This window comes from Streptomyces sp. M92, from assembly GCF_028473745.1.
Classification (GTDB): Bacteria; Actinomycetota; Actinomycetes; order Streptomycetales; family Streptomycetaceae; genus Streptomyces.
The window spans coordinates 3646390-3670658 of sequence record NZ_CP101137.1; the positions used below are offsets into that span (position 1 = coordinate 3646390).

17 protein-coding genes, 1 rRNA gene and 3 pseudogenes are annotated in these 24269 nt (G+C 68.0%); 17 read left to right on the forward strand and 4 right to left on the reverse strand.

The window, feature by feature from the left end; translation table 11 throughout:
* The first annotated feature begins 8 nt into the window (after positions 1-8).
* The 5 genes from M6G08_RS16580 to M6G08_RS16600 all read left to right on the forward strand — a co-directional run bounded on the left by M6G08_RS16580 (position 9) and on the right by M6G08_RS16600 (position 4373).
* The gene (locus M6G08_RS16580) at positions 9-428 is read left to right on the forward strand and encodes a DUF2563 family protein (RefSeq protein WP_443048818.1); all 420 of its coding nucleotides are present in this window, start codon (positions 9-11) and stop codon (positions 426-428) included.
* Positions 428-2179, forward strand: coding sequence for a hypothetical protein (locus M6G08_RS16585; RefSeq protein WP_272587936.1), 1752 nt, complete (start codon positions 428-430; stop codon positions 2177-2179). The genes M6G08_RS16580 and M6G08_RS16585 overlap by 1 nt, the downstream gene beginning before the upstream one ends.
* A 24-nt stretch (positions 2180-2203) precedes the next feature.
* The gene (locus tag M6G08_RS16590) at positions 2204-3499 is read left to right on the forward strand and encodes a S8 family serine peptidase (RefSeq protein WP_272587937.1); all 1296 of its coding nucleotides are present in this window, start codon (positions 2204-2206) and stop codon (positions 3497-3499) included.
* 114 nt (positions 3500-3613) lie between these two features.
* On the forward strand, positions 3614-3964 hold the full coding sequence (locus M6G08_RS16595) for a WXG100 family type VII secretion target (RefSeq protein WP_272587938.1): 351 nt from the start codon (positions 3614-3616) through the stop codon (positions 3962-3964).
* A gap of 109 nt (positions 3965-4073) precedes the next feature.
* Positions 4074-4373: a WXG100 family type VII secretion target gene (locus M6G08_RS16600; protein WP_272587939.1), complete on the forward strand. Its 300-nt coding sequence runs from the start codon at positions 4074-4076 to the stop codon at positions 4371-4373.
* Positions 4374-4476: 103 nt separating this feature from the next.
* On the opposite strand, the gene eccCa is transcribed toward M6G08_RS16600, so the two are convergent.
* Positions 4477-8454 carry a type VII secretion protein EccCa gene (gene eccCa, locus M6G08_RS16605; RefSeq protein WP_272587940.1) on the reverse strand — a complete coding sequence of 1326 codons (3978 nt, stop codon included), beginning with the start codon at positions 8452-8454 and terminating at the stop codon, positions 4477-4479.
* Between the two features lie 258 nt (positions 8455-8712).
* Between eccCa and eccD the strand changes: the two genes are divergently transcribed.
* Positions 8713-10224 carry a type VII secretion integral membrane protein EccD gene (eccD, locus tag M6G08_RS16610; protein ID WP_272591356.1) on the forward strand — a complete coding sequence of 504 codons (1512 nt, stop codon included), beginning with the start codon at positions 8713-8715 and terminating at the stop codon, positions 10222-10224.
* A gap of 63 nt (positions 10225-10287) precedes the next feature.
* On the opposite strand, the gene M6G08_RS16615 is transcribed toward eccD, so the two are convergent.
* Positions 10288-10584 carry a DUF397 domain-containing protein gene (locus M6G08_RS16615; RefSeq protein ID WP_272587941.1) on the reverse strand — a complete coding sequence of 99 codons (297 nt, stop codon included), beginning with the start codon at positions 10582-10584 and terminating at the stop codon, positions 10288-10290.
* Between the two features lie 300 nt (positions 10585-10884).
* Between M6G08_RS16615 and rpsO the strand changes: the two genes are divergently transcribed.
* From rpsO to M6G08_RS16640, 5 genes are all read left to right on the forward strand, one after another.
* The gene (gene rpsO / locus M6G08_RS16620; protein ID WP_019330982.1) at positions 10885-11172 is read left to right on the forward strand and encodes a 30S ribosomal protein S15; all 288 of its coding nucleotides are present in this window, start codon (positions 10885-10887) and stop codon (positions 11170-11172) included.
* A gap of 362 nt (positions 11173-11534) precedes the next feature.
* Positions 11535-13754 (forward strand): polyribonucleotide nucleotidyltransferase, encoded by a 2220-nt coding sequence (locus M6G08_RS16625; protein ID WP_272591357.1) that lies wholly within the window; start codon positions 11535-11537, stop codon positions 13752-13754.
* Positions 13751-15130: a M16 family metallopeptidase gene (locus M6G08_RS16630; RefSeq protein WP_272587942.1), complete on the forward strand. Its 1380-nt coding sequence runs from the start codon at positions 13751-13753 to the stop codon at positions 15128-15130. Before M6G08_RS16625 ends, M6G08_RS16630 begins: the two co-directional genes overlap by 4 nt.
* A 42-nt stretch (positions 15131-15172) precedes the next feature.
* On the forward strand, positions 15173-15925 hold the full coding sequence (gene dapB / locus M6G08_RS16635; RefSeq protein WP_272587943.1) for a 4-hydroxy-tetrahydrodipicolinate reductase: 753 nt from the start codon (positions 15173-15175) through the stop codon (positions 15923-15925).
* 59 nt (positions 15926-15984) lie between these two features.
* Positions 15985-16440 carry a tetratricopeptide repeat protein gene (locus M6G08_RS16640; protein WP_272587944.1) on the forward strand — a complete coding sequence of 152 codons (456 nt, stop codon included), beginning with the start codon at positions 15985-15987 and terminating at the stop codon, positions 16438-16440.
* A gap of 66 nt (positions 16441-16506) precedes the next feature.
* Here M6G08_RS16640 and M6G08_RS16645 read toward each other — a convergent pair whose 3' ends face one another.
* Both M6G08_RS16645 and M6G08_RS16650 read right to left on the reverse strand, forming a co-directional pair.
* Positions 16507-17061, reverse strand: coding sequence for an SCO5741 family PH domain-containing membrane protein (locus M6G08_RS16645; protein ID WP_272587945.1), 555 nt, complete (start codon positions 17059-17061; stop codon positions 16507-16509).
* A gap of 119 nt (positions 17062-17180) precedes the next feature.
* Complete coding sequence (locus M6G08_RS16650) at positions 17181-17420, reverse strand: hypothetical protein (protein WP_272587946.1); 240 nt, start codon at positions 17418-17420, stop codon at positions 17181-17183.
* Positions 17421-17606: 186 nt separating this feature from the next.
* Between M6G08_RS16650 and M6G08_RS16655 the strand changes: the two are divergent.
* The 6 genes and pseudogenes from M6G08_RS16655 to M6G08_RS16680 form a co-directional block, all read left to right on the forward strand.
* Positions 17607-17897 (forward strand): annotated as a pseudogene (locus M6G08_RS16655) (FAD-dependent thymidylate synthase); the annotation flags it as partial.
* Positions 17877-18794, forward strand: a pseudogene (locus M6G08_RS16660) (intein-containing protein); the annotation flags it as partial. The pseudogenes M6G08_RS16655 and M6G08_RS16660, both read left to right, overlap by 21 nt.
* 12 nt (positions 18795-18806) lie before the next feature.
* A pseudogene (thyX, locus tag M6G08_RS16665) lies at positions 18807-19256 on the forward strand (FAD-dependent thymidylate synthase); the annotation flags it as partial.
* A gap of 227 nt (positions 19257-19483) precedes the next feature.
* Complete coding sequence (gene dapA / locus M6G08_RS16670) at positions 19484-20383, forward strand: 4-hydroxy-tetrahydrodipicolinate synthase (protein WP_272587947.1); 900 nt, start codon at positions 19484-19486, stop codon at positions 20381-20383.
* Positions 20384-20543: 160 nt separating this feature from the next.
* The gene (locus M6G08_RS16675; protein WP_272587948.1) at positions 20544-22229 is read left to right on the forward strand and encodes a ribonuclease J; all 1686 of its coding nucleotides are present in this window, start codon (positions 20544-20546) and stop codon (positions 22227-22229) included.
* 487 nt (positions 22230-22716) lie between these two features.
* Positions 22717-24247: ribosomal RNA gene (locus M6G08_RS16680) — 16S ribosomal RNA — on the forward strand.
* Positions 24248-24269 lie beyond the last annotated feature (22 nt).

The following is a 24269-nucleotide window of genomic DNA, read 5'->3' on the forward strand; positions in this document are numbered from 1 at the left end:
TGGGGGGCGTGTCGGCCGCCAGGGCGGTGAACCTGGAGGTTACCGGTGAGGCGCTGAGCACGTTCGTGAAACGTGTGGACGGCGTCCTGACCGGTCTGGAGAAGTCACCCGGCAACCCGACGCGGGTCGGGGCTCAGACGATCACGCCGGGGTCGCTGGCAGGGAGCCCGTCCGCCTTTTTAGAGGCGCATGCCCTGTACCTGCAGTACAACCAGGTGCACGAGAAGCTCACCTCTCTTTCCAGGACCCTGCACCTGCAGATCGAGGCGATCGGCATCGCTGTCCGGGGCGCGCACGTGGGCTTCGACAATCTCGAAGAGGAGCAGCGGCGTCGCTTCTATGCGATCCAGATGCAGATCAAGGGCATTCAGGACGCAGGAGACGGCAAGCAGCGCACTCAGGGCGACAACACCACCGGGGGCCTGTGATGATCGACAAGCAGCATGAGCAGGACCTGGAGCGGGTCTCTGGGCAGAACATGTTCACGGACCTTACGCGGCATGCCGAGGAGCACCCGAGCAGTGGCTTCCTCCGCGGAGCCATCGACAGCATGGTGCGTTCGGCGGCAGAGGGCACGCCGTACGAGCGAGGGGTCCACGGTCGCACGAACTTCGACGATCACCGTCTGAACGACATGATCGATCTGGTCGAGGAGACCAACCCGGAGGACCTCGAGTCTTCGGGCAAGGCCCTGTGGGACGCACGGGACGCCATCACGGAGGCCGCCAAGGAACTGGACGGCCACATCGAGAACGTCCACTGGGTCGGAGAGTCGGGCGAGGCTTTTCGTAAGTGGGGTCGTTCGCTCGTCACCAGCACGTACGGACTGAGCGACTTCGCCGGTGGGGCTGGGGACCAGATCACGGCTGCCGCCGTGGGCCTGGCAGCTGTGCGCAAGGCCATGCCGCCCCGCGACACGAGGCCGGAAAGTCAGGCGTTGAAGCCCGACAAGCTCCCGACGCCCAAGCAGGTCGAGGGCAACGCCGAGTACGCCGAAGCGGTCCGCGTGGAGAAGAACCGGCAAGAGGCGATCAACCAGATGAACCGGTTGTCGTCCTACTACGCGGTGGCCCACGAGCAACTCATCGCGCTGGAGCCTCCGAAGTTCGAAACCATGCCGGACGTGGGGGTACCGAAGCCTAAGACCGGCTTGGTCTGGCCCCCGCCAGCAGCGGCGCTTCCTGGTGCAGAACAGGGTGGCGACGTCGGTAACCTCACTGGCCACCATACGACCGAAGGCGTTGAGGGCCGCGCCCGACCGCGAGATGCGAGCGACACAGCCGTCATTCGGGACGCGGGCACGAAGCCACGCCTCGATCCCATTGAGTCCGTCGGTACGACCATTGACAACGCTGTTGCTCCGACGGTTCCCACGACTCCGTCCCACGGTCAGACTTGGCCGACTTCGCTGCCACCGTCTGAGGGCAGCGGTCCGTCTAGCCCGATCTCCGGCCAGACGGCACCGTTTTCCGCGGCACGGTCGGTTGGCCGGACGAGTGGTCAATCAAATGGCCTTCGGCCGCCGCTGACTGCGCAGGGGCGAGCGACTTCTGCCACACCTGGAAACACCGGGGTTACCGGGCCTGGTCGTCAGGTCAGTCAAGGCCCTCTGAACCAAATGGGTCGGACCATGCCGGCCGGTCAGTCCACAGCCAGGGGCGCGAACGCGGTGACGAAGCCGCTGCCGACGAGCCACGGGGTCAGTGGTGGCACCCCCCGGGCCAACTCTTCAACGGCGCCGAAGGCAATGGGTGGCCCGGTGACGGGAGCCGGCCGAGGTAACGGCGTGGTGGGTGGCCGGCCTGGGGCCACGCCTGGAGGTGCGGCTCGCGGCGGTGCCCGGATCCCACGGGGCACGGTCGTCGGGGCGGAGGCCACTTCCGGTTCCCAGCTTATGGCGGGGCGCCCCGGGCAGCGCGGTGGCGTGAACGGTTCCGTGAATCCTTCTGCCAAGTCCCCCGTTACCGGCACTCCCGCTGGACGCGGTTCCGCCGCCGGAGCCGAGCGGAACGGTATGACCCGCGGAGGGACGGGCCTTGTACGCGGGCCGGGAGGGCGGGACAAGCGTCGTGACGAGCGCGGTGAGCAAGGGGCAGAGCGACCCGACTACCTTGTCGAGGACGAAGAGACCCACCTGCCCAGTAAGCCGCGGCGCGATGTGCCGCCAGTCGTCAACTAAACCCCAGCGAGGACACACCTCATCATGAAGTCAGCAACACGTCGCGGACTGCAAGTACGTGTGGGGGGCGTTGCAGTGAGCGCCTTGGTCGCCGTCGGCGTGGGTATCGCTCCAGACGCCGCTGCCGTCGACGTACAGACGGAACAGTGGTATCTGGGGCCGATGCAGGCTGAAGAGATGTGGAAGGTCAGCACTGGCGAGGGCATCAAGGTCGCTGTCATCGACTCGGGGGTCAATCCCGGTACGGCCGCCCTCAAGGGGCAGGTACTAGCCGATGAAGTGCCGAAGCAAGTCGCCTACGGTGCCACGGATGACTATGAAGGTCACGGAACGTCCATGGCTGAACTGATCGCAGGTACCGGGGCAGGGGGCGGTGTGCAGGGTCTTGCACCGGGTGCAAAGATCGTTCCGTACCGCATTCAGACGCGAGGTGTGCCAGAGGCGGAGGAGAAGAAGACGGCTGAGCCAGCCGAGGCCATCAAAGCCGCGGCCGACACCGACGCGAAAATCATCAACATGTCTTTTTCCAGTCCGTACTTTGACCCAGACATTGAAGAAGCGGTCATTTACGCTGCGTCGAAAGGCAAGATGCTGATCGCAGGTGTGGGAAACGACGGTGAAACCGGCGAAGGTAAAGTTGGCTACCCGGCTGCAGCCCCCTATGTGCTGGGCATCTCGTCGATGGACAAGGACAGCAACATTTCGAAGTTCTCCTCGCACGGGAACTACGTCGACCTGGTGGCTCCCGGCGAGGGTATCCCCGGCTATTGCCGACCCAGCTTTGAGTCGTACTGCCACGGCCTAGAGGGAACCAGCGCCTCCACCGCCATCGCCTCAGCCTCCGCAGCCCTCATCTGGTCCGCCCACCCCGACTGGACGGCGAACCAGGTCACCCGGGCGTTGATTGACACCGCAGGCCGCGACTGGCCGAAGGACGAGCCGACCCAGTACGCCGGCTACGGGACTGTCCGGCCCCGCACGGTACTCGCGGACCCGAACTACGACGCCGGCGCGCCCTACTCCGACCCCCTCGCCAAGTGGAACAAGGAAGAGGGGAAGAAGCTGGTGACGGAGATTCCTCCCGCCTCTGCTGCCTCCCCCTCCGCATCAGGCTCGTCACAAGCCCCGGAAGCCTCTTCTGATGTCGACAAGGCGGCGGCAGGATCGAAGGCGGAGAAGGCAGAGAAGTCGGAGAACGCGGCAGCGGAGTCCTCGAGTGACGACAACAGCACACTGTGGATCGCGCTCGGCGCTGCCGCGGCGGTGGTCGCGGTCGGAGGCGGCGCCTTTGCCCTGCTGCGGTCGCGTCGCGCCACGTGACGTCGGCCGCCTGAGCCCGCGCTGCGCGGCAGGGCATGGAGAACGTGCTCACCGCTGTGAGGCGTTGAGCGGCACAGTTGGACCCCGGAACGGAACAAGGGAGGGCAGGCGGACATGGCCGTCGACCAGAAGCTCGAAGATGCAGCAGTAATCAAGCTGCAGAAGGACATGTACGAGAAGTTCGAGAGCATCCGGAAGCGGGTGCACAACCTGCAGGGTGTGATCGACAGCCTCGAGGGCCAGTGGCAGGGCATCGGCCGTGCCGCGTTCGACACCAAGCAGCACGAGATCAACACGTCGCTGCAGAACATGGGCCGCATCCTCGCTGACGTCGTCGACGCGATGACATCGACGCGCAACATCAAGGACAGCAAGGAAGACGAAATCCGCGCGGCCGTGAACAAGATCAACGTCAAGGATGGCGCCCCCACGGTGCAGTCGTCACCGTTCAGCTCGATGACCTAAACGGGATCCATCACGGAATCTGTGGTGTCGACGGGCCTGTCGGACATGAGACACGAGGGCGTCGATGCGCGAACATCAATCACAGGCGGAAGAGACGAGGTAGGCAGGGATGAGCCGTAACGCGGACGGTCTGCAGGTAACGTACGACGGACTCGACTTCGCGGCGACCAACCTCGCCAACGAGGCGAAGCTGCTCGACGAGGACATTCAGCACCTCACCAAGATGGTGGAAAGCAGCAGGCAGTACTGGGAGGGCAAGGCCCAGGATGCCTTCGCGGTGAAGCTGGAGGCCTGGCGCAAGGAAACCGGCGAAATCCACCAGGCCCTCATGGGCATCGGACATGTCGTCGGCTCCTCCGGCGGTACGTACATGGAGGGTGACCTGGCTGCGTCCAGGTACCTGCAGTAGTCGCAGGTGTTGCAGCTGTAGCAACCGCATGCGGCCGGAGCCGCCGCGGTGACGAGGGTGGGCGTGCGCGGGAGACGCCCACCCTCCTTTGCTCTTCAGGTGGTCACCGCCCGCTGCCGTCCTCCACCAACCCCACCTGAACCAGCGGCTTCCCCCGGCGCCGCGACACGAACACGCCCCGCCCCGGCGGCATCCGGCGCGGACGTACTCCGCCGATCAGGTCGCCCTCGGCCGGGTCGCCGCTGAGGACGATGCCCTGGGCGCCGAGTTCCTTGATGCGCTGCATGAAGGCCTCGTAACCGGCCCGGCCCGCGCCCGCGGTGGAGCGAGCGATGATGAAGCGCACGCCGACGTCCCGGGCGAAGGGCAGCATTTCCGTCAGCACCGCCAGGGGATTGCCGCTCGACGTGGCCACCAGGTCGTAGTCGTCGATGACGACGTAGATCGTCGGGCCGCGCCACCAACTGCGGTTGCGCAACTGCTCCGGCGTGACGTCTGCCGTCGGGGTACGGCGTTGCATCAGTTCGGCGAGGGCGTCCATGTGGTGCTGCATCTGGTTCGACATCGGCACGTACTCAGCCAGGTGCGAGGCGGGGGTCACGCCCAGCAGCGAGCGCCGGTTGTCGACGACGAACAGCTTGCAGCTGTCCCCGTCGTAGCGCTCGGTGATGCGCTGGATGAGCAGCTTCAGCAGATTCGACTTGCCGGACTCGCTCTCACCGAACACCAGGAGGAACGGGTCCTGTTCGAAGTCCACGAACACCGGCTCGAGGTTGTCCTCGTCGAGAGCGAAGGACACCCCGCGGCGGGGGAACCGGTCGCCGGGCGGAAGCTGGTGCGCCGGGAACTCCCTCGGCAGCAGCCGCACCGCGGGGGCACCGGGCTGCTGCCAGTGCCGGGACACCTCGGTGCCGAGCGCCTGCGTCGCCTCCGCCAGGTCCGTGTCGGAGGACAGCCCGTCGATGCGCGGCACCGCCGCCATGAAGTGCTGCTTCTGCGGGGTCTGGCCACGGCCGGGCACGCCCGTCGGGACGTTGGCCGCGACCTTGCGGTCGAACTCGGAGTCCATGTGGTCGCCGAGCCGCAGTTCCAGGCGGTTCATCAGCTGGTCCTTGAGGTTGCTGCGGACCTCCATGGAGCGGGACGCCGTGAGGAGCAGGTGGATGCCGTAGCCGAGACCGCGCGCCGCGATGTCGAGGACGTACGGCTCCAGGGCGTCGTAGTCCGTACGGAAACTGCCCCAGCCGTCGATGACCAGGAAGACGTCACCCCAGGGCTGATCGGTCACGGAGATGTCGCCCCGCGCGCGGCGGCTGCGGAACTCCGCGACGGAGGAGATGCCGGCGGTGCGGAAGTACTCCTCGCGGCGCGTCATGACGCCGTACACCTCGGCAGCCGTGCGCCGTACCTGTTCGGGGTCGAGGCGTGAGGCCACGCCCCCCACGTGCGGAAGGCCCGCCACGGCCGACAGGCCGCCACCGCCGAAGTCCAGCCCGTAGAACTGCACTTCGTGCGGGGTGTGGGTGAGAGCGAAGGACGCGATGATCGAGCGGAGCAGCGTCGACTTGCCGGACTGCGGTCCGCCGAGGATCTGCATGTGACCCGCCGCGCCGCTGAAATCCACCCACAGGGGGTCACGACGCTGCTCGTACGGCTTGTCGACGAGACCGACGGGCACCACCAGCCGGCCCGCGCCCTCGTAACCGGGCTGGGTCAGGCCACGGCCGGGCACCTGAGCGAGGCCCGGCAGAAGCGTGTCGAGCGACGGAGGGCTGTCCAGCGGCGGCAGCCATACCTGGTGGGCGGCCGGCCCCTGTGCCTCCAGGCGCCGCACGATGACGTCGAGGACGGTGTCGGCGAGTGCCTCGTCGGGCGCGTCGTCCCCTGCCTCCTCGCGTTGTGCGGGGACCGCGAGGTACTGCACCGGGACCCGGGCGGCGGTGAACAGCACGGGTCGGCGGTCGACCGGAAGAGGACCGCCGTAGGACGCCGTCCGCTGGGCGCTCGTACGGTACACACCCGACACGTACGCCGCCTTGAAGCGGACCATCTCGTCGGTACCGAACTTCAGGAAACCGGAGCCGGGGACGTTCGGCAGTTCGTAGGCGTCGGGGACACCGAGCGCGGCCCGCGACTCCGCCGCCGAGAAGGTGCGCAGACCGATCCGGTACGACAGGTAGGTCTCGAGGCCGCGCAGGCGGCCCTCCTCCAGTCGCTGCGAGGCGAGGAGCAGGTGCACGCCCAGCGATCGGCCGATACGGCCGATCTGCACGAACATCTCGATGAAGTCGGGCTTCGCCGTGAGCAGTTCGCTGAACTCGTCGATCACCAGCACGAGAGACGGGATCGGCTGCAGCGCGGCGCCGGCGGCGCGGGCCTTCTCGTAGGCGTGGATGTTGGCGTAGTTGCCCGCGTCCCGGAGCATTTCCTGGCGGCGGTTGAGTTCGCCACGGATCGAGTCGCCCATCCGGTCGACCAGGGTCAGGTCGTCCGCGAGGTTGGTGATGACGGCCGCCACGTGGGGCATCTGGGCCATGCCTGCGAAGGTGGCACCGCCCTTGAAGTCGGCCAGCACGAAGTTGAGGGTTTCGGAGGAGTGCGTGACAGCGAGACCGAGGACCAGGGTGCGCAGCAGCTCCGACTTTCCGGAACCGGTCGCACCGACGCACAGGCCGTGCGGGCCCATGCCCTCCTGTGCCGCCTCCTTCAGGTCGAGCATCACCGGCCGGCCGTCCTCGCCGACACCGATCGGCACCCGCAGCCGCTCCGACTGCGAACGGGGCCGCCAGGTGCGCCTCGTGTCCACGGACGCAGCGTCCCCGAGGTTCAGCAGATCGGTGAACTCCAGGTTGGCGAGCAGCGGCTCGTCGTCGTCCCCGCCCGACGCCATCCGCAGCGGCGCCAGCTGCCGCGCCAGGGCCTCCGCGGCCTCGTACGACAGGCCGTCCGGCGTGCCCTCGTACACCATGCCGTGGGCCGATTCCAGCCGCAGCTCCTTCGGGTGAACGACGACCGAGAGGTCGCCGCGCCCGCTGGCGAGGTTTCCGGGCACAACCTCCAGCACCGTGACACCTTGCAGGCCCTCCGGGCTCGCCAGCATCGACGTCGGCGGCAGGGAGATTCCGTCGAGTACGACGACCAGATGCGGCTGGTCGAGCGCGGGCCGGCCGTCGGGGTGGAAGCGGGGACGCCCCTGCAGCCGGTCGCCGAGCAGGTCCTCCAGTTCCACCGGATCGTTCGTGATCAGCCGGATACTGCCCGCACCGTCCGCGGCGCCCCGGGACTGGACGTGCGGCAGCCACTTGCTCCACTCCCATTCCTGCCCGGAGTCGCGGCCGGTGGCGACGGCGATGACCAGGTCGTCGGGGGAGTGCAGTGAGGCGAGCGAGGCGGTGACGGCGCGGGCGGTGGCGCGCACGGTGCCGGGTTCACCGCTGACGGTCACGTGGTAGAAGGCACGCAGCGAGATCGCCATCGGCAGGCCGTCGAGGGCGCTGTGCGTGGCAAGGAAGCGCTGCATGGCGCCGGTGGTCAGCGGCTCCAACTGGTCGACCGGAGCCGTCTCCGGCGGAATCAGGGGAGTGGCGAGGGCCTGCGGGCCGAGGCCCACTCGTACCTGGCCGAAGTCGTCGTCGCCGCTGCGCCGTTCCCAGACCCGGCTGCCCTCGGCGACCAACGCCCACAGTTGCTCCGGTGAAGGATGGAGGTAGTACTGCGCGTCGCGCTGGGCTTGTGCGGTCTTCTGGGTGGAACGCCGGGTCTGGGACAGGTAGCGCAGGTAGTCCCGGCGCATGTCGGCCATCTGCCCCTGGTTGCCCCGGCGGTAGCGGATCAGCATCGCGATGCCCATGGCGATCGTCGAGGCCACCATCACCATGCCCATGATCTTCATGAACGGCTGGGCCTGGGGGTTGAAGAAGAAGACCACGGACCCGCCCATGCCGAGCATGGGCAGGAGTTGCATCAAGGCGCCTTCCTGCTGTCCCCGCGGAAGTTCGGGCGGTGGCTGCAGCACGACTTCTTGCGTGGGCACGTCCTTCGGCAATGCTCGCGGTGGGCGCTTGACGACGATGTGGCTCACTTCGCACCAATTCCCTTGCCCGGCCGATCCGTTCCGTCCACCGCCCCGTGTCCGGCGCACGTCGATCGCGAAGGGCGATCCTACTGACTCCGCCTGACAACGGCGGACGATAGGGTGCCCGTAAGACGCGTGAACAGTTGCGAATCGGCCGGGAGTGCGGGCGTCGCGGAACGGCCGGACACGACGGGTACCGGAGAGCGAGGCGCATCGGTACCGTGCCCTGCCCGCATTACCGACGAGGGGGAACAGCAGGTGAGCATGACGGCCTCCGCGCCGGCCGGCGCGGCCGGTGGACCGGGCAGCACAGTCCCGGCGGGGCCAGGTGCGGGGCTCGGCTTCTGCCGGGTCACCATCGTGGCACCCGACAGCCGCATCGACGTGGCACTGCCCGACGACGTACCGGTCGTCGACCTCTACCCGGAGATCCTGCGGTTCTCCCAGCAGAGCCCCGCGGAGGGCGCGCCGGTCGGCTACCACCTCGTGCGCCGCGACGGAACCGTACTCGACAGCGCCCGGTCCTTCGCGGCCCAGCGCATCCTCGACGGGGAACTGCTCACGCTGCGGCCCTTCGCGACATCACTGCCCCCCGCCGTGATCGACGACGTCTCGGAGGCGGTCGCCTCGGCCGTCACCCGCGACCGATCCCTGTGGGACGGCGAGCTCACGCGCACCGCCGGTCTGATCGGTGCGGGCGTCCTCCCGGTGCTGCTCGCGTTCGTGGCCTGGAGTTCCCAGGTCCGCCACGACATGCACAGCCTCCAGGGCATCATCGCCGCGGTCGTCGGCGTCCTGCTCGTCACCTTCGCCTGCGTGCGCGCTCGCGTGTACGACGATCGCGGCTCGGCGATCGCCCTGGGGCTGGGAGCTCTCCCGAACATCGCCGTGGCGGGCTCGGGGCTGGTGCCGCTCGCCGGCGGCCAGGGCATCGGACGGCTCCAGTTCCTCCTCGCCTGCGCGGCGGTGCTGGTCGCCTCAGTGCTGTTGATGCTGGTGTCACCGGGCGGCGACAGCCCCTTCGTGGCGTTCGTCTTCGCCGCCGCGATCGGCCTGATCACGACGTTCATCGCGATGCTGACGCATCTGCAGCCCATGGAGACGGCCGCGATGTGCGCGCCTGTTTCGGTGTGTGCCCTGGCCTTCCTGCCCGGACTGTCCGTGCGCTTCGCCCGGCTGCCCATCGGCTTCGAACTGCCCAACAGCTCGCAGGGTACCTACACGACGGACGAGACGGTCTCCTCGGAGCCCGTCGACGTGGAGCGCGTCGCCGCTCAGGCGCGCCGCGGTCACGAACTCCTCGCAGGACTGGTCGGCGGCTGCGGGCTCGTCTCCGTCGGTGCGGCGATCGTCCTCAGCTTCTCCACCAACGTGTGGGCCCAGCTCCTCGCGCTGGCCACCGGGATCGCCATGCTGATGCGGGCCCACCTGTTCCGCTACACCGCCCAGGTCGCCGCGACGCTGGCGGCCGGACTCGGCTCGCTCGTCTTCCTCGGACTCGGGCTCGCCATGAACCCGCCGACGGAGTACTGGCGTGACGCCCTCCAGGGTGACACCACGGCCCTCGACATCCGCAGCGTGTGGCTGGCGGCGGCCGTGGCCGCGGCTGTCGTCCTGGTCACGGCGATCGGCCTGATCACCTCCCGACGCGGCGTCACGCCTTTCTGGGGCCGCTTCATGGAGATCGCCGAAGCCTTCGTTCTCCTGACCTTGATCCCTCTGGCACTCGCGGTGTTCGACGTCTACGCCTCGGCACGGTCGATGACGGGCGACTGACCGCCGGCCTTCCCAGGCTCGGTCCGGGGCGGCAGGCCGGCAGGCGCTGCCGCCCCTTCCGCGTCATTCCGCGTCGTTTCCCCCGCCTCCCGTCGCCGGCTCCAGATCGAACTCCCCGTCCCGCGCCCCCAGCACGAACGCCCGCCACTCCGCCTCCGTGTACCGCAGTACGGTGTCCGGGTCGAGCGACGACCGCATGGCGACGGCGCCGGCGGGGAGGTAGGCGATCTCCACCCGCTCCTCGTGCTCCTCGGTGCCGGGTGCGCTGTGCCATTCGACACCGGAGATGTCGAGGGCGTAGAGCTCGTCCCGCTCCCGTTCCTTGCGCGCCTTGAGTTCGAGGTCCTCGGCATCGGCCATCGCGGCTCGGTCCTTCCTGTCCTGCGGTCGGGTGTGCGGCTACCCTAGTGGCCGCGATTCTCCTGGTCAGCGGTTTGTTCATGTCCGTGCCCACAGGAGTGACGGCCCGGCTCCAGGGCCTCCGGCCGGGGGTGCCCATCCGGACTGGTACGCTGTGTGACGGCCGTTTGTGTACGCGCCCCCGGAGCCCCGAGCCCTGGAGGCCGCGCTCAGCGGATCCCCGCCTTCCGAGTCATGGAAGATCCCCCGAGACGTAGACCGGGGGCACTCGGTGGCCACTCACAGACCAGAGGAGTACGCGTGTCGCTCGACGCCGCAGTGAAGAAGCAGATCATCACCGAGTTCGGTACCAAGGAGGGCGACACCGGCTCCCCCGAGGTCCAGGTCGCTCTGCTGTCCCGTCGCATCTCCGACCTGACGGAGCACCTCAAGACCCACAAGCACGACCACCACTCCCGTCGTGGTCTGCTGATCCTGGTCGGCCAGCGCCGCCGGCTGCTGCAGTACCTCGCCAAGAAGGACATCCAGCGCTTCCGTGCGCTGGTCGAGCGCCTCGGCATCCGCCGCGGTGCGGCGGGCGCCAAGTAAGACGCCGTGAAGGGAGCGGTTCCCATCGTTCGGGGGCCGCTCCCTTTGCTGTACGTGCGCAGTGTCGCCGCGGCTTTGTAGTGTGGTAACAGAACACGAGACGCACGACACACGACGTACGAACGCACGACACCGAACAAAACGTACACACACGTATCCGCGTACAAGACGTACGCGGTGCACGAGGAGAAGCGCACCTCGCCGCCGCCGGTCCTCGGTAGTGGCCCCCGGGGGCAGCCCCCGGGTGCTTCGATCGAAGACCGGCCCGCACCGGATGAGCGCTTCTCCACCCCGTCCCCCCCGCCACACGGGCGAGGAGGACAAAGACGACACGTAGACGACACGTAATGGAGAAATCGCTAGTGGAGAACGAGACCCACTACGCCGAGGCCGTCATCGACAACGGCGCCTTCGGCACCCGCACCATCCGCTTCGAGACGGGCCGCCTGGCCCGTCAGGCCGCCGGCTCCGCCGTGGCGTACCTGGACGACGACACCATGGTGCTGTCGGCCACCACCGCCTCGAAGAACCCCAAGGACCAGCTCGACTTCTTCCCCCTCACGGTGGACGTCGAGGAGCGGATGTACTCGGCCGGCAAGATCCCCGGCAGCTTCTTCCGCCGTGAGGGCCGGCCCTCCGAGGACGCGATCCTCACCTGCCGCCTCATCGACCGCCCGCTGCGCCCGTCCTTCAAGAAGGGCCTGCGCAACGAGATCCAGGTCGTCGCGACGATCATGGCGCTCAACCCCGACCACCTGTACGACGTCGTGGCGATCAACGCCGCCTCCGCGTCCACGCAGCTGGCCGGTCTGCCCTTCTCCGGCCCGATCGGCGGCGTCCGCGTCGCGCTGATCCGCGGCCAGTGGGTGGCCTTCCCGACGCACTCCGAGCTCGAGGACGCCGTCTTCGACATGGTCGTCGCGGGCCGCACCCTGGAGGACGGCGACGTCGCGATCATGATGGTCGAGGCCGAGGCCACCGAGAAGACCATCAAGCTCGTCGAGGGCGGCGCCGAGGCGCCCACCGAGGAGATCGTCGCCGCCGGTCTGGACGCCGCGAAGCCCTTCATCAAGGTGCTGTGCCGCGCCCAGGCCGACCTCGCCTCGAAGGCCGCGAAGCCGACCGGCGAGTTCCCGATCTTCCTGGACTACCAGGACGACGTCCTCGAGGCGCTCACCGGTGCCGTCAAGCCCGAGCTGGCCCAGGCGCTCACCATCGCCGGCAAGCAGGAGCGCGAGGCCGAGCTGGACCGCGTCAAGGCGCTCGCCGCCGAGAAGCTCCTGCCGGAGTTCGAGGGCCGCGAGAAGGAGATCTCCGCCGCGTACCGCTCGCTGACCAAGTCCCTGGTCCGTGAGCGCGTCATCAAGGAGAAGAAGCGCATCGACGGCCGCGGTGTCACCGACATCCGCACCCTGGCCGCCGAGGTCGAGGCCATCCCGCGCGTGCACGGCTCGGCGCTGTTCGAGCGTGGCGAGACCCAGATCCTGGGCGTCACGACCCTCAACATGCTCCGCATGGAGCAGCAGCTGGACACCCTCTCCCCGGTGACCCGCAAGCGCTACATGCACAACTACAACTTCCCGCCGTACTCCACCGGTGAGACCGGCCGCGTCGGCTCCCCGAAGCGCCGCGAGATCGGCCACGGCGCCCTCGCCGAGCGCGCGCTCGTGCCGGTGCTGCCGACGCGCGAGGAGTTCCCGTACGCGATCCGTCAGGTGTCCGAGGCCCTCGGCTCCAACGGCTCGACGTCCATGGGCTCGGTCTGCGCCTCCACCATGTCGCTGCTGAACGCCGGTGTGCCGCTCAAGGCCCCCGTCGCCGGTATCGCCATGGGCCTGATCTCCCAGGAGATCGAGGGCGAGACGCACTACGTCACCCTCACCGACATCCTCGGTGCGGAGGACGCCTTCGGCGACATGGACTTCAAGGTCGCCGGCACCAAGGAGTTCGTGACCGCCCTCCAGCTCGACACCAAGCTGGACGGCATCCCCGCCTCCGTCCTGGCCGCCGCCCTCAAGCAGGCCCGTGACGCCCGCCTCCACATCCTCGACGTGATGATGGAAGCGATCGACACGCCGGACGAGATGTCCCCGAACGCGCCGCGGATCATCACCGTGAAGATCCCCGTCGACAAGATCGGTGAGGTCATCGGCCCCAAGGGCAAGATGATCAACCAGATCCAGGAGGACACGGGCGCCGACATCACGATCGAGGACGACGGCACCATCTACATCGGTGCCGCCGACGGCCCGGCCGCCGAGGCCGCCCGCGCCACGATCAACGGCATCGCCAACCCGACCATGCCCGAGGTCGGCGAGCGCTACCTGGGCACGGTCGTCAAGACGACCACCTTCGGCGCGTTCGTCTCCCTGCTGCCGGGCAAGGACGGTCTGCTGCACATCTCGCAGATCCGCAAGCTCGCCGGCGGCAAGCGTGTGGAGAACGTCGAGGACGTCCTCGGCGTGGGCCAGAAGGTCCAGGTCGAGATCGCCGAGATCGACTCCCGCGGCAAGCTCTCCCTGATCCCCGTGATCGAGGGCGAAGAAGGCGGCGAAGAGAAGAAGGACGACGCCGACCAGTGACGTCCCGAGGCTCCAAGGCGACGGCCCGCACCTCCTCGGAGGCGCGGGCCGTCGCCCGTACCCAAACCCTGATCAAGGGCGAGCACGGCATCGGCACGGTCCGCAAGACCACCCTCCCGGGCGGCCTGCGCATCGTCACCGAGACCCTGCCCTCGGTCCGCTCCGCGACCTTCGGCATCTGGGCGCACGTCGGCTCCCGCGACGAGACCCCGGCCCTGAACGGCGCCACCCACTACCTGGAGCACCTGCTCTTCAAGGGCACTCGCAAGCGCAGCGCCCTGGACATCTCCGCCGCGATCGACGCGGTCGGCGGCGAGATGAACGCGTTCACGGCCAAGGAGTACACGTGCTACTACGCACGCGTGCTCGACACCGACCTGCCGCTCGCCATCGACGTGGTCTGCGACATGCTGACCGGCTCGCTCATCCGCGAGGAGGACGTGGACGTCGAGCGCGGCGCGATCCTCGAAGAGATCGCGATGACCGAGGACGACGCCGGCGACTGCGTACACGACCTGTTCGCGCAGACCATGTTCGGCGACAACGCGCTGGGCCGCCCCGTCCTCGGCACCGTCGACACGGTCAACGCCCTCACCGCCGACCGCATCCGCCGCTTCTACCGGAAGCACTACGACCCCACCCACCTGGTGGTCGCCGCGGCCGGCAACGTCGACCACAACAAGGTCGTACGCCAGGTCCGCGCCGCCTTCGAGAAGGCCGGCGCCTTCCGGGAGCCGGTGGCCGCGCCCATCGCCCCGCGCGACGGACGGCGCACCATCCGTGCCGCGGGCCGGGTGGAGCTGATCGGCCGCAAGACCGAGCAGGCCCACGTCATCCTCGGCATGCCGGGCCTGGCCCGCACCGACGAGCGCCGCTGGGCCATGGGCGTCCTCAACACCGCCCTCGGCGGCGGCATGTCCTCGCGCCTGTTCCAGGAGGTCCGCGAGAAGCGCGGACTGGCCTACAGCGTGTACTCGTACACCTCGGGCTTCGCCGACTGCGGCCTGTTCGGCGTGTACGCGGGCTGCAGGCCCTCCCAGGTGCACGACGTGCTGAGGATCTGCCGCGACGAACTCGACCACGTCGCCGAGCACGGTCTCACCGACGACGAGATCGGCCGCGCGATCGGCCAGCTGAGGGGCTCCACGGTCCTCGGCCTGGAGGACACCGGCGCGCTGATGAACCGTATCGGCAAGAGCGAACTGTGCTGGGGCGAGCAGATGTCCGTCGACGACATGCTGGCCCGGATAGCCTCGGTCACGCCGGATGACGTCCGAGCCGTCGCCCGCGACGTCCTGGGCCGCCGACCGTCCCTGTCGGTCATCGGCCCGCTGAAGGACAAGCAGGCGTCGCGGCTGCACGACGCCGTCGCCTGACCCACCCGGCCCCGACCTCCCGGTAAGGAAGCGAACGAAATCATGAGCAAGCTGCGCGTGGCCGTCCTCGGTGCCAAGGGCCGGATCGGCTCCGAGGCGGTACGGGCGGTCGAGGCCGCCGAGGACATGGAGCTGGTCGCCGCCCTCGGCCGGGGCGACCGCCTGGACACGCTGGCCGAGACCGGCGCCCAGGTCGCCGTCGAGCTGACCACCCCCGACTCGGTGATGGACAACCTCGACTACTGCGTACGCCACGGCATCCACGCCGTCGTCGGCACCACCGGCTGGACCGACGAGCGCCTCGCGCGGCTGACCTCCTGGCTCGACGCCTCTCCTGGGACGGGCGTGCTCATCGCGCCCAACTTCTCCATCGGCGCCGTACTGACCATGAAGTTCGCGCAGATCGCGGCCCCGTACTTCGAGTCCGTCGAGGTCGTCGAGCTGCACCACCCGAACAAGGTGGACGCCCCCAGCGGGACCGCCACCCGCACCGCGCAGCTCATCGCCCAGGCCCGGCAGAAGGCAGGCGCCGCCCCGGCGCCCGACGCCACTGCCACGGCCCTGGACGGCGCCCGCGGCGCGGACGTCGACGGTGTCCCGGTCCACGCGGTCCGCCTGCGCGGCCTGCTGGCCCACCAGGAGGTCCTGCTCGGCGCCGAGGGGGAGACCCTCACCGTCCGGCACGACTCCCTGCACCACAGCAGCTTCATGCCGGGCATCCTGCTGGGCGCCCGCCGGGTGGTCACCACGCCGGGCCTCACCTTCGGCCTGGAACACTTCCTGGACCTGAACTGAGACCTGAGCCGAGACCGGAACCGAGAGCCGAACGAGAGCCGAACCGAGCCCCTGACCCCATGCGCGCGAAAATCTCCTACGCCGTCACGGCCGCCGTCCTGGTCTTCTACTTCGCCCTGGTCGGCAGCCGCGGTGTCATGCTCATCGGCACCGGCACGCCCGTCGCCGTCGCCTTCGGCGTCGCGGTACTGATCCTGCCGGTCATCGGCGTGTGGTTCCTGTGGAAGAACACCCAGTTCGTCCGCAGGGCCAATGCCCTCGCCGCGGAACTCGACGCCGAGGGCGGACTGCCCGTCGACGAACTCAAGCGCACCCCCAGCGGCCGCATCGACCGCGAGTCGGCCGACGCGGTCTTCGCCCTGCGCAAGGCCGAGGCGGAGGACGCGCCCGGCGACTGGCGCACCTGGTTCCGGCTGGCCGTCGCCTACCACGACGCGCGCGACACCCCGCGCGCCCGTAAGGCGATGCAGCGGGCGATCGCCCTGCACGACGGCAAACCCGTCGAAACCGCCTGAGCGCACAGCGAAGGGCGGGGCCCGAACCGCGACAGCGGTTCGGGCCCCGCCCTTGGCTGTGTCTGCTCAGCCCTGCCGGTACTCGGCGGCCCACGCCTCCACGGCGTCCGCCGCCCGGTCGAAGGCCTCGTCCCGGGCGAGGAAGTCGGTGTTGTGCGTGGTCAGCAGCGGCGGAAAGGTCTCTCCGGACCGGCCCTGGCGGACCAGGAGCAGCGCTTGCCCCTGCACGGTGCGCGGCAGCCCGAGCCAGCGCACCGGCTGCTGCACCGTCCGCACGCTGGCGACCTGCTGCCAGGCCACCGTGCGGGTGCTGAAGAAACTCACGTGCCGCACCCCGTGCGCGCTCACCCACGCGCCCATGCGCAGCAGCCGCAGCGCACACACGATGACGACCAGCGCGACGCCGAACACCACACCGGCGGCGGACAGCGAGTCCGTCGCCGCGATGATGACCGCCGCGAACAGGACGAACGAGGCGAGCAGCAGCATCAGCGCCGCCGCCCCCACACGCCACGGCCCCGGCCGGTAGGGCCGACGCCAGAGGTCGCGGTCGTCGTGCGGCAGCGCGACGTCGTCGGTGGCGTCGAAGGCGCGGTCGGCCGTCAGGAAGGGCAGGGGCACGGCTGGTCCTCACTCGTTCCATGGCAGGTGCTGTGCCCGGTGAGGCTACCGACCTGTGTCTGAGCTCACCACCCTCGGGTCCCCGGATGGAGTCAGGGCCGACCGGCCCCGGGCCGCCGCTAACGCCTCTCGGAGGCCTGCGAGGGCTGTTTGTGCCCGGACGGCTGGTCGGCCGAGAGCGCGGGCATCCCGATCAGGAGGGAACCCGCGATCCCGGCGACGACGGTGAGGCCGAGCAGCCAGCGCCCGGCCAGCTGGCCGAAGGACGCCCGCTCCCGGGGCGGGGGTGTGACATTGCTGCGGAACCTGTCGGCTTCGGCGACGAAGGCGAACGGCACGGGTTCACGCCGGCGGATCATAGGGGCTGCGTCTCCCTTCAGAGACTGGAATGAAGTGCTGTTACTCATACAGACGAACGAACGCCCTCGCGGGTGCCCTGTTTCACCGAATTCATCGCGGCACGGCACCGAACGCCCGATTCGGCGCCACTTGGCTGGCCGTAGAGTGGCCTGGCCAAGCGACGAGATGGGAAGGCCCTCCACACCGTGACCGACACCCCCGCCGACGATTTCAAGATCGACCTCCGCAGCGACGTCACCGTCGAGCTGGTCAAGAGCGCCGCGACCGACTCCGACGTGCTGTTCGCCGCCCGCGTCTCGACGGCCGGCGAGCAGTCCCTTGACGAGTTGCAGAAGGACCCGGAGCGCTCCAAGGGCCTGATCAACTACCTGATGCGGGACCGGCACGGCAGCCCGTTCGAGCACAACTCGATGACCTTCTTCATCAGCGCCCCGATCTTCGTCTTCCGGGAGTTCATGCGGCACCGCGTGGGCTGGTGCATCGCGGGTGACACCGAGATCACACTGGAGAGCGAAGCCGGTAACCTTCGCCGACGCACCATCGCCGAGCTGTACAAGCTCTGGCACACCGGCGTCGAGGACCGGCTGCCGCACTCCGCCGGTGGGGTCACCTGGCACGGCCGGGCCGGAAAGTGGATGGCGCAGGTCAGGCGTGGCGAGACCAACCACTACCTGGGGCTCTACGAGAATCGTGAGGCAGCCGAGTCGGCAGTGGCGGAGTTCCGTGAGCTGCACCCCAGCACGCGCTTGCGCAAACTCGAGTCCGTGCGTCGCAACCATGTGCGCTGCTACGACGAGGAGACGATGCTCGCCCAGCGGGCCAGGATCGTCGACGTCATCCAGTCCGGCGTCAAACGCCTGATCAGGATCACCACGGCTTCCGGAAAGGTACTTCGCTGCACGGTGGACCATGCCGTGTTCACTCCCGAGGGATGGGTCAAGGCGGGGGAGCTCGTCGTGGGCGACGCCGTCATGGCCGCCGGTACCGGCCCGCGCCCGTCCGAATCCCTCGTTCCGCCCAGCTTGCGGCGAGGCATCGGCGTGTGGACCGCGATGCGGCGTCGAGAGCTGATCAAGGAGGTCGACACCTGCCACCTCTGCGGTCAGGACTTCCCCCGCGACCAGCTCTCCCTCGACCATGTCGTCCCCGTGGCACGCGACCTGACTCAGGCCCTCGACGAGAAGAACCTCGCTCCCGCCTGCGAACCCTGCCACGCGGTCAAGAGCGCCGGAGAGCAGGCGCTGGCACGGCGCGGCGGCAAGATCGCGAAGGCGGTGCCGGACCAGGTCGTCGGAATCGAGGACGACGGGGAAGAGATGACCTACGACCTTTCCGTCGAGGGTCCTTGGCACAACTTCCTGGCCAACGGCATCGTCGTGCACAACTCCTACAACGAGGAATCCGGCCGCTACCGCGAGCTCCAGCCGGTCTTCTACACGCCGGACGAGTCCCGCAAGCTCGTCCAGCAGGGCCGTCCGGGCAAGTACATCTTCGTCGAGGGCACCACCGAGCAGCACGAACTGGTGAGCCGCTCCATGGAGGCGTCTTACCTCCAGGCGTACCAGCGGTACCAGGAGATGCTCGCCGCCGGCGTCGCCCGCGAGGTGGCCCGCGCGGTGCTCCCCGTCGGTCTCTACTCGTCGATGTACGCGACCTGCAACGCCCGCTCGCTGATGCACTTCCTGGGCCTGCGTACCCAGCACGAGCTGGCGAAGGTCCCGTCCTTCCCGCAGCGGGAGATCGAGATGGTCGGCGAGCGGATGGAGGAGGAGTGGGCGCGACTCATGCCGCTCACCCACGCCGCCTTCAACGCCAACGGCCGCGTGGCGCCGTAAGCGAAGAAGGAGGGCCGTCCCCGGGCCCGCCCGGCCGGGCACAGATGTACGCATCAACCATGCGAAGTGTCCGGATTGCGGCTTTTGGAGAAGTTCATCTAGCCTGATCAAAGGGACCCGGCACTGCTTGAACCCCCGAGCAGGCAGTGCCGGGCTCCACCTCTCTCCCGGCCTGCCGCCTCCCCCGAGGGCAGACCCCGCCCTGAGCAACGAGTAGCGTGTAACCCATGGCTCCGACCTCCACTCCGCAGACCCCCTTCGGGCGGGTCCTCACCGCCATGGTCACGCCCTTCACGGCGGACGGCGCACTCGACCTCGACGGCGCGCAGCGGCTCGCCGCCCACCTGGTGGACGCAGGCAACGACGGCCTGATCATCAACGGCACCACCGGCGAGTCCCCCACCACCAGCGACGCGGAGAAAGCGGACCTCGTACGGGCCGTCCTGGAAGCCGTCGGCGACCGGGCCCACGTGATCGCCGGAGTCGGCACCAACAACACCCAGCACAGCATCGAGCTGGCCCGCGCCGCCGAACGCACCGGCGCCCACGGCCTCCTGCTCGTCACGCCGTACTACAACAAGCCCCCGCAGGAGGGCCTGTACCAGCACTTCACGGCCATCGCCGACGCCTCGACGCTGCCGGTCATGCTCTACGACATCCCCGGCCGCAGCGGCGTCCCGATCAACACCGAGACGCTGGTCCGCCTCGCCGAGCACCCGCGCATCGTCGCCAACAAGGACGCCAAGGGCGACCTCGGCCGCGCCAGCTGGGCCATCGCCCGCTCCGGCCTCGCCTGGTACTCCGGCGACGACATGCTGAACCTGCCGCTGCTCTCCGTGGGCGCGGTCGGCTTCGTCTCGGTCGTCGGCCACGTCGTCACCCCCGAGCTGCGCGCCATGGTTGACGCGTTCGTCGCGGGCGACGTGCAGAAGGCCCTGGAGATCCACCAGAAGCTGCTCCCCGTCTTCACCGGCATGTTCCGCACCCAGGGCGTCATGACCACCAAGGCCGCGCTCGCCCTCCAGGGACTGCCGGCGGGACCGCTGCGCGCCCCCATGGTCGGCCTCACGCCCGAGGAGACCGAGCAGCTCAAGATCGATCTTGCCGCCGGCGGGGTACAGCTCTGACAACAGACTTCGCACCACCGCACGACGGACGGACTGAAAACCTCACAACTGAATACGCGGGCCACCGGTGCCCGCACCCCACTATGACAACTGCTTCTGCACGAACGTCACGCGCGCCACGTGCCCACCGGTACGTGGCGCGTGTGGTGAGGAGAGTCTTTTGAGTCATCCGCACCCTGAACTGGGCCGTCCCCCCGCGCTCCCCAAGGGTGGCCTCCGGGTCACGCCCCTGGGCGGTCTCGGCGAGATCGGCCGCAACATGACGGTCTTCGAGTACGGCGGCCGTCTGCTGATCGTCGACTGCGGAGTGCTCTTCCCCGAGGAGGAGCAGCCCGGAATCGACCTGATCCTGCCGGACTTCTCGTCCATCCGGGACCGCCTCGACGACATCGAGGGCATCGTCCTCACCCACGGCCACGAGGACCACATCGGCGGCGTCCCCTTCCTCCTCCGGGAGAAGCCGGACATCCCGCTGATCGGCTCCAAGCTGACCCTCGCCCTCATCGAGGCCAAGCTCCAGGAACACCGCATCCGCCCGTACACCCTCGAGGTGGCGGAGGGACACCGCGAGCGCGTCGGCCCCTTCGACTGCGAGTTCGTCGCGGTCAACCACTCCATCCCGGACGCCCTGGCCGTCGCCATCCGCACCCCCGCGGGCATGGCCGTCCACACCGGCGACTTCAAGATGGACCAGCTCCCGCTGGACGGCCGACTCACGGACCTGCACGCCTTCGCGCGCCTGAGCGAGGAGGGCATCGACCTCCTCCTCTCGGACTCGACGAACGCCGAGGTCCCGGGCTTCGTCCCGCCCGAGCGCGACATCTCGAACGTCCTGCGCCAGGTCTTCGCCGGCGCCCGCAAGCGCATCATCGTGGCGAGCTTCGCCAGCCACGTCCACCGCATCCAGCAGATCCTGGACGCGGCCCACGAGTACGGCCGCCGGGTCGCCTTCGTCGGCCGCTCCATGGTCCGCAACATGGGCATCGCCCGTGACCTCGGCTACCTGAGGGTCCCGCCGGGCCTGGTCGTGGACGTCAAGACGCTGGACGACCTCCCCGACAGCGAAGTCGTCCTGGTCTGCACCGGCTCGCAGGGCGAACCGATGGCCGCGCTCTCCCGCATGGCCAACCGGGACCACCAGATCCGCATCGTCCAGGGCGACACGGTGATCCTCGCGTCGTCCCTCATCCCGGGCAACGAGAACGCGGTCTACCGCGTGATCAACGGCCTGACCCGCTGGGGCGCCAACGTCGTCCACAAGGGCAACGCCAAGGTCCATGTCTCGGGCCACGCCTCGGCCGGCGAGCTGCTGTACTTCTACAACATCTGCCGCCCCAGGAACCTGATGCCGGTCCACGGCGAATGGCGCCACCTGCGCGCCAACGCCGAACTGGGCGCCCTGACCGGCGTCCCGCACGACCGCATCGTCATCGCCGAGGACGGCGTCGTCGTCGACCTGGTCGAGGGCAAGGCCAAGATCTCCGGCAAGGTCCAGGCGGGATACGTGTACGTCGACGGCCTGTCGGTCGGCGACGTGGGCGAGCCGGCCCTCAAGGACCGCAAGATCCTCGGTGACGAAGGCATCATCTCGGTCTTCGTGGTCATGGACTCGTCCACCGGCAAGATCACCGGCGGCCCGCACGTACAGGCCCGCGGCTCCGGCATCGAGGACTCGGCCTTCGCCGCGGTGCTCCCCAAGGTCGTCGAGGCACTGGAACGCTCGGCCCAGGACGGGGTCGTCGAACCCCACCAGCTCCAGCAGCTGGTGCGCAGGACCATCGGCAAGTGGGTCTCGGACACGTACCGACGCCGTCCGATGATCCTGCCCGTCGTGGTGGAGGTCTGACGGGTCGTCGGCTCGCCGACAGCGCCAACCCGGAGCGGGGCGCCTCGATTTGCATCGAGGCGCCCCGCTCCAGTACGTTTACATCTCCGCTCGGACGGGCACCCGACCACTTCGTGGAAGGGACCGGGGGTGGAAATCCCGACTCAGAATCTCTGATAAAGTCGGAACCGCCGGAAAGGGAAACGCGAAAGCGGGAACCTGGAAAGCACCGAGGAAATCGGATCGGAAAGATCTGATAGAGTCGGAAACGCAAGACCGAAGGGAAGCGCCCGGAGGAAAGCCCGAGAGGGTGAGTACAAAGGAAGCGACCGTTCCTTGAGAACTCAACAGCGTGCCAAAAGTCAACGCCAGATATGTTGATACCCCGACCTGATCGGTTCGATCGGGTTGAGGTTCCTTTGAAATAACACAGCGAGGACGCTGTGAACGGTCGGACTATTCCTCCGACTGTTCCGCTCTCGTGGTGTCACCCGATTACGGGTAAACATTCACGGAGAGTTTGATCCTGGCTCAGGACGAACGCTGGCGGCGTGCTTAACACATGCAAGTCGAACGATGAACCACCTTCGGGTGGGGATTAGTGGCGAACGGGTGAGTAACACGTGGGCAATCTGCCCTGCACTCTGGGACAAGCCCTGGAAACGGGGTCTAATACCGGATACTGATCCTCGCGGGCATCCGTGAGGTTCGAAAGCTCCGGCGGTGCAGGATGAGCCCGCGGCCTATCAGCTTGTTGGTGAGGTAATGGCTCACCAAGGCGACGACGGGTAGCCGGCCTGAGAGGGCGACCGGCCACACTGGGACTGAGACACGGCCCAGACTCCTACGGGAGGCAGCAGTGGGGAATATTGCACAATGGGCGAAAGCCTGATGCAGCGACGCCGCGTGAGGGATGACGGCCTTCGGGTTGTAAACCTCTTTCAGCAGGGAAGAAGCGAAAGTGACGGTACCTGCAGAAGAAGCGCCGGCTAACTACGTGCCAGCAGCCGCGGTAATACGTAGGGCGCAAGCGTTGTCCGGAATTATTGGGCGTAAAGAGCTCGTAGGCGGCTTGTCACGTCGGTTGTGAAAGCCCGGGGCTTAACCCCGGGTCTGCAGTCGATACGGGCAGGCTAGAGTTCGGTAGGGGAGATCGGAATTCCTGGTGTAGCGGTGAAATGCGCAGATATCAGGAGGAACACCGGTGGCGAAGGCGGATCTCTGGGCCGATACTGACGCTGAGGAGCGAAAGCGTGGGGAGCGAACAGGATTAGATACCCTGGTAGTCCACGCCGTAAACGGTGGGCACTAGGTGTGGGCAACATTCCACGTTGTCCGTGCCGCAGCTAACGCATTAAGTGCCCCGCCTGGGGAGTACGGCCGCAAGGCTAAAACTCAAAGGAATTGACGGGGGCCCGCACAAGCGGCGGAGCATGTGGCTTAATTCGACGCAACGCGAAGAACCTTACCAAGGCTTGACATACACCGGAAAACCCTGGAGACAGGGTCCCCCTTGTGGTCGGTGTACAGGTGGTGCATGGCTGTCGTCAGCTCGTGTCGTGAGATGTTGGGTTAAGTCCCGCAACGAGCGCAACCCTTGTCCCGTGTTGCCAGCAAGCCCCTTCGGGGGTGTTGGGGACTCACGGGAGACCGCCGGGGTCAACTCGGAGGAAGGTGGGGACGACGTCAAGTCATCATGCCCCTTATGTCTTGGGCTGCACACGTGCTACAATGGCCGGTACAATGAGCTGCGATACCGCGAGGTGGAGCGAATCTCAAAAAGCCGGTCTCAGTTCGGATTGGGGTCTGCAACTCGACCCCATGAAGTCGGAGTCGCTAGTAATCGCAGATCAGCATTGCTGCGGTGAATACGTTCCCGGGCCTTGTACACACCGCCCGTCACGTCACGAAAGTCGGTAACACCCGAAGCCGGTGGCCCAACCCCTTGTGGGAGGGAGCTGTCGAAGGTGGGACTGGCGATTGGGACGAAGTCGTAACAAGGTAGCCGTACCGGAAGGTGCGGCTGGATCACCTCCTTTCTAAGGAGCACTTCTTATCCAG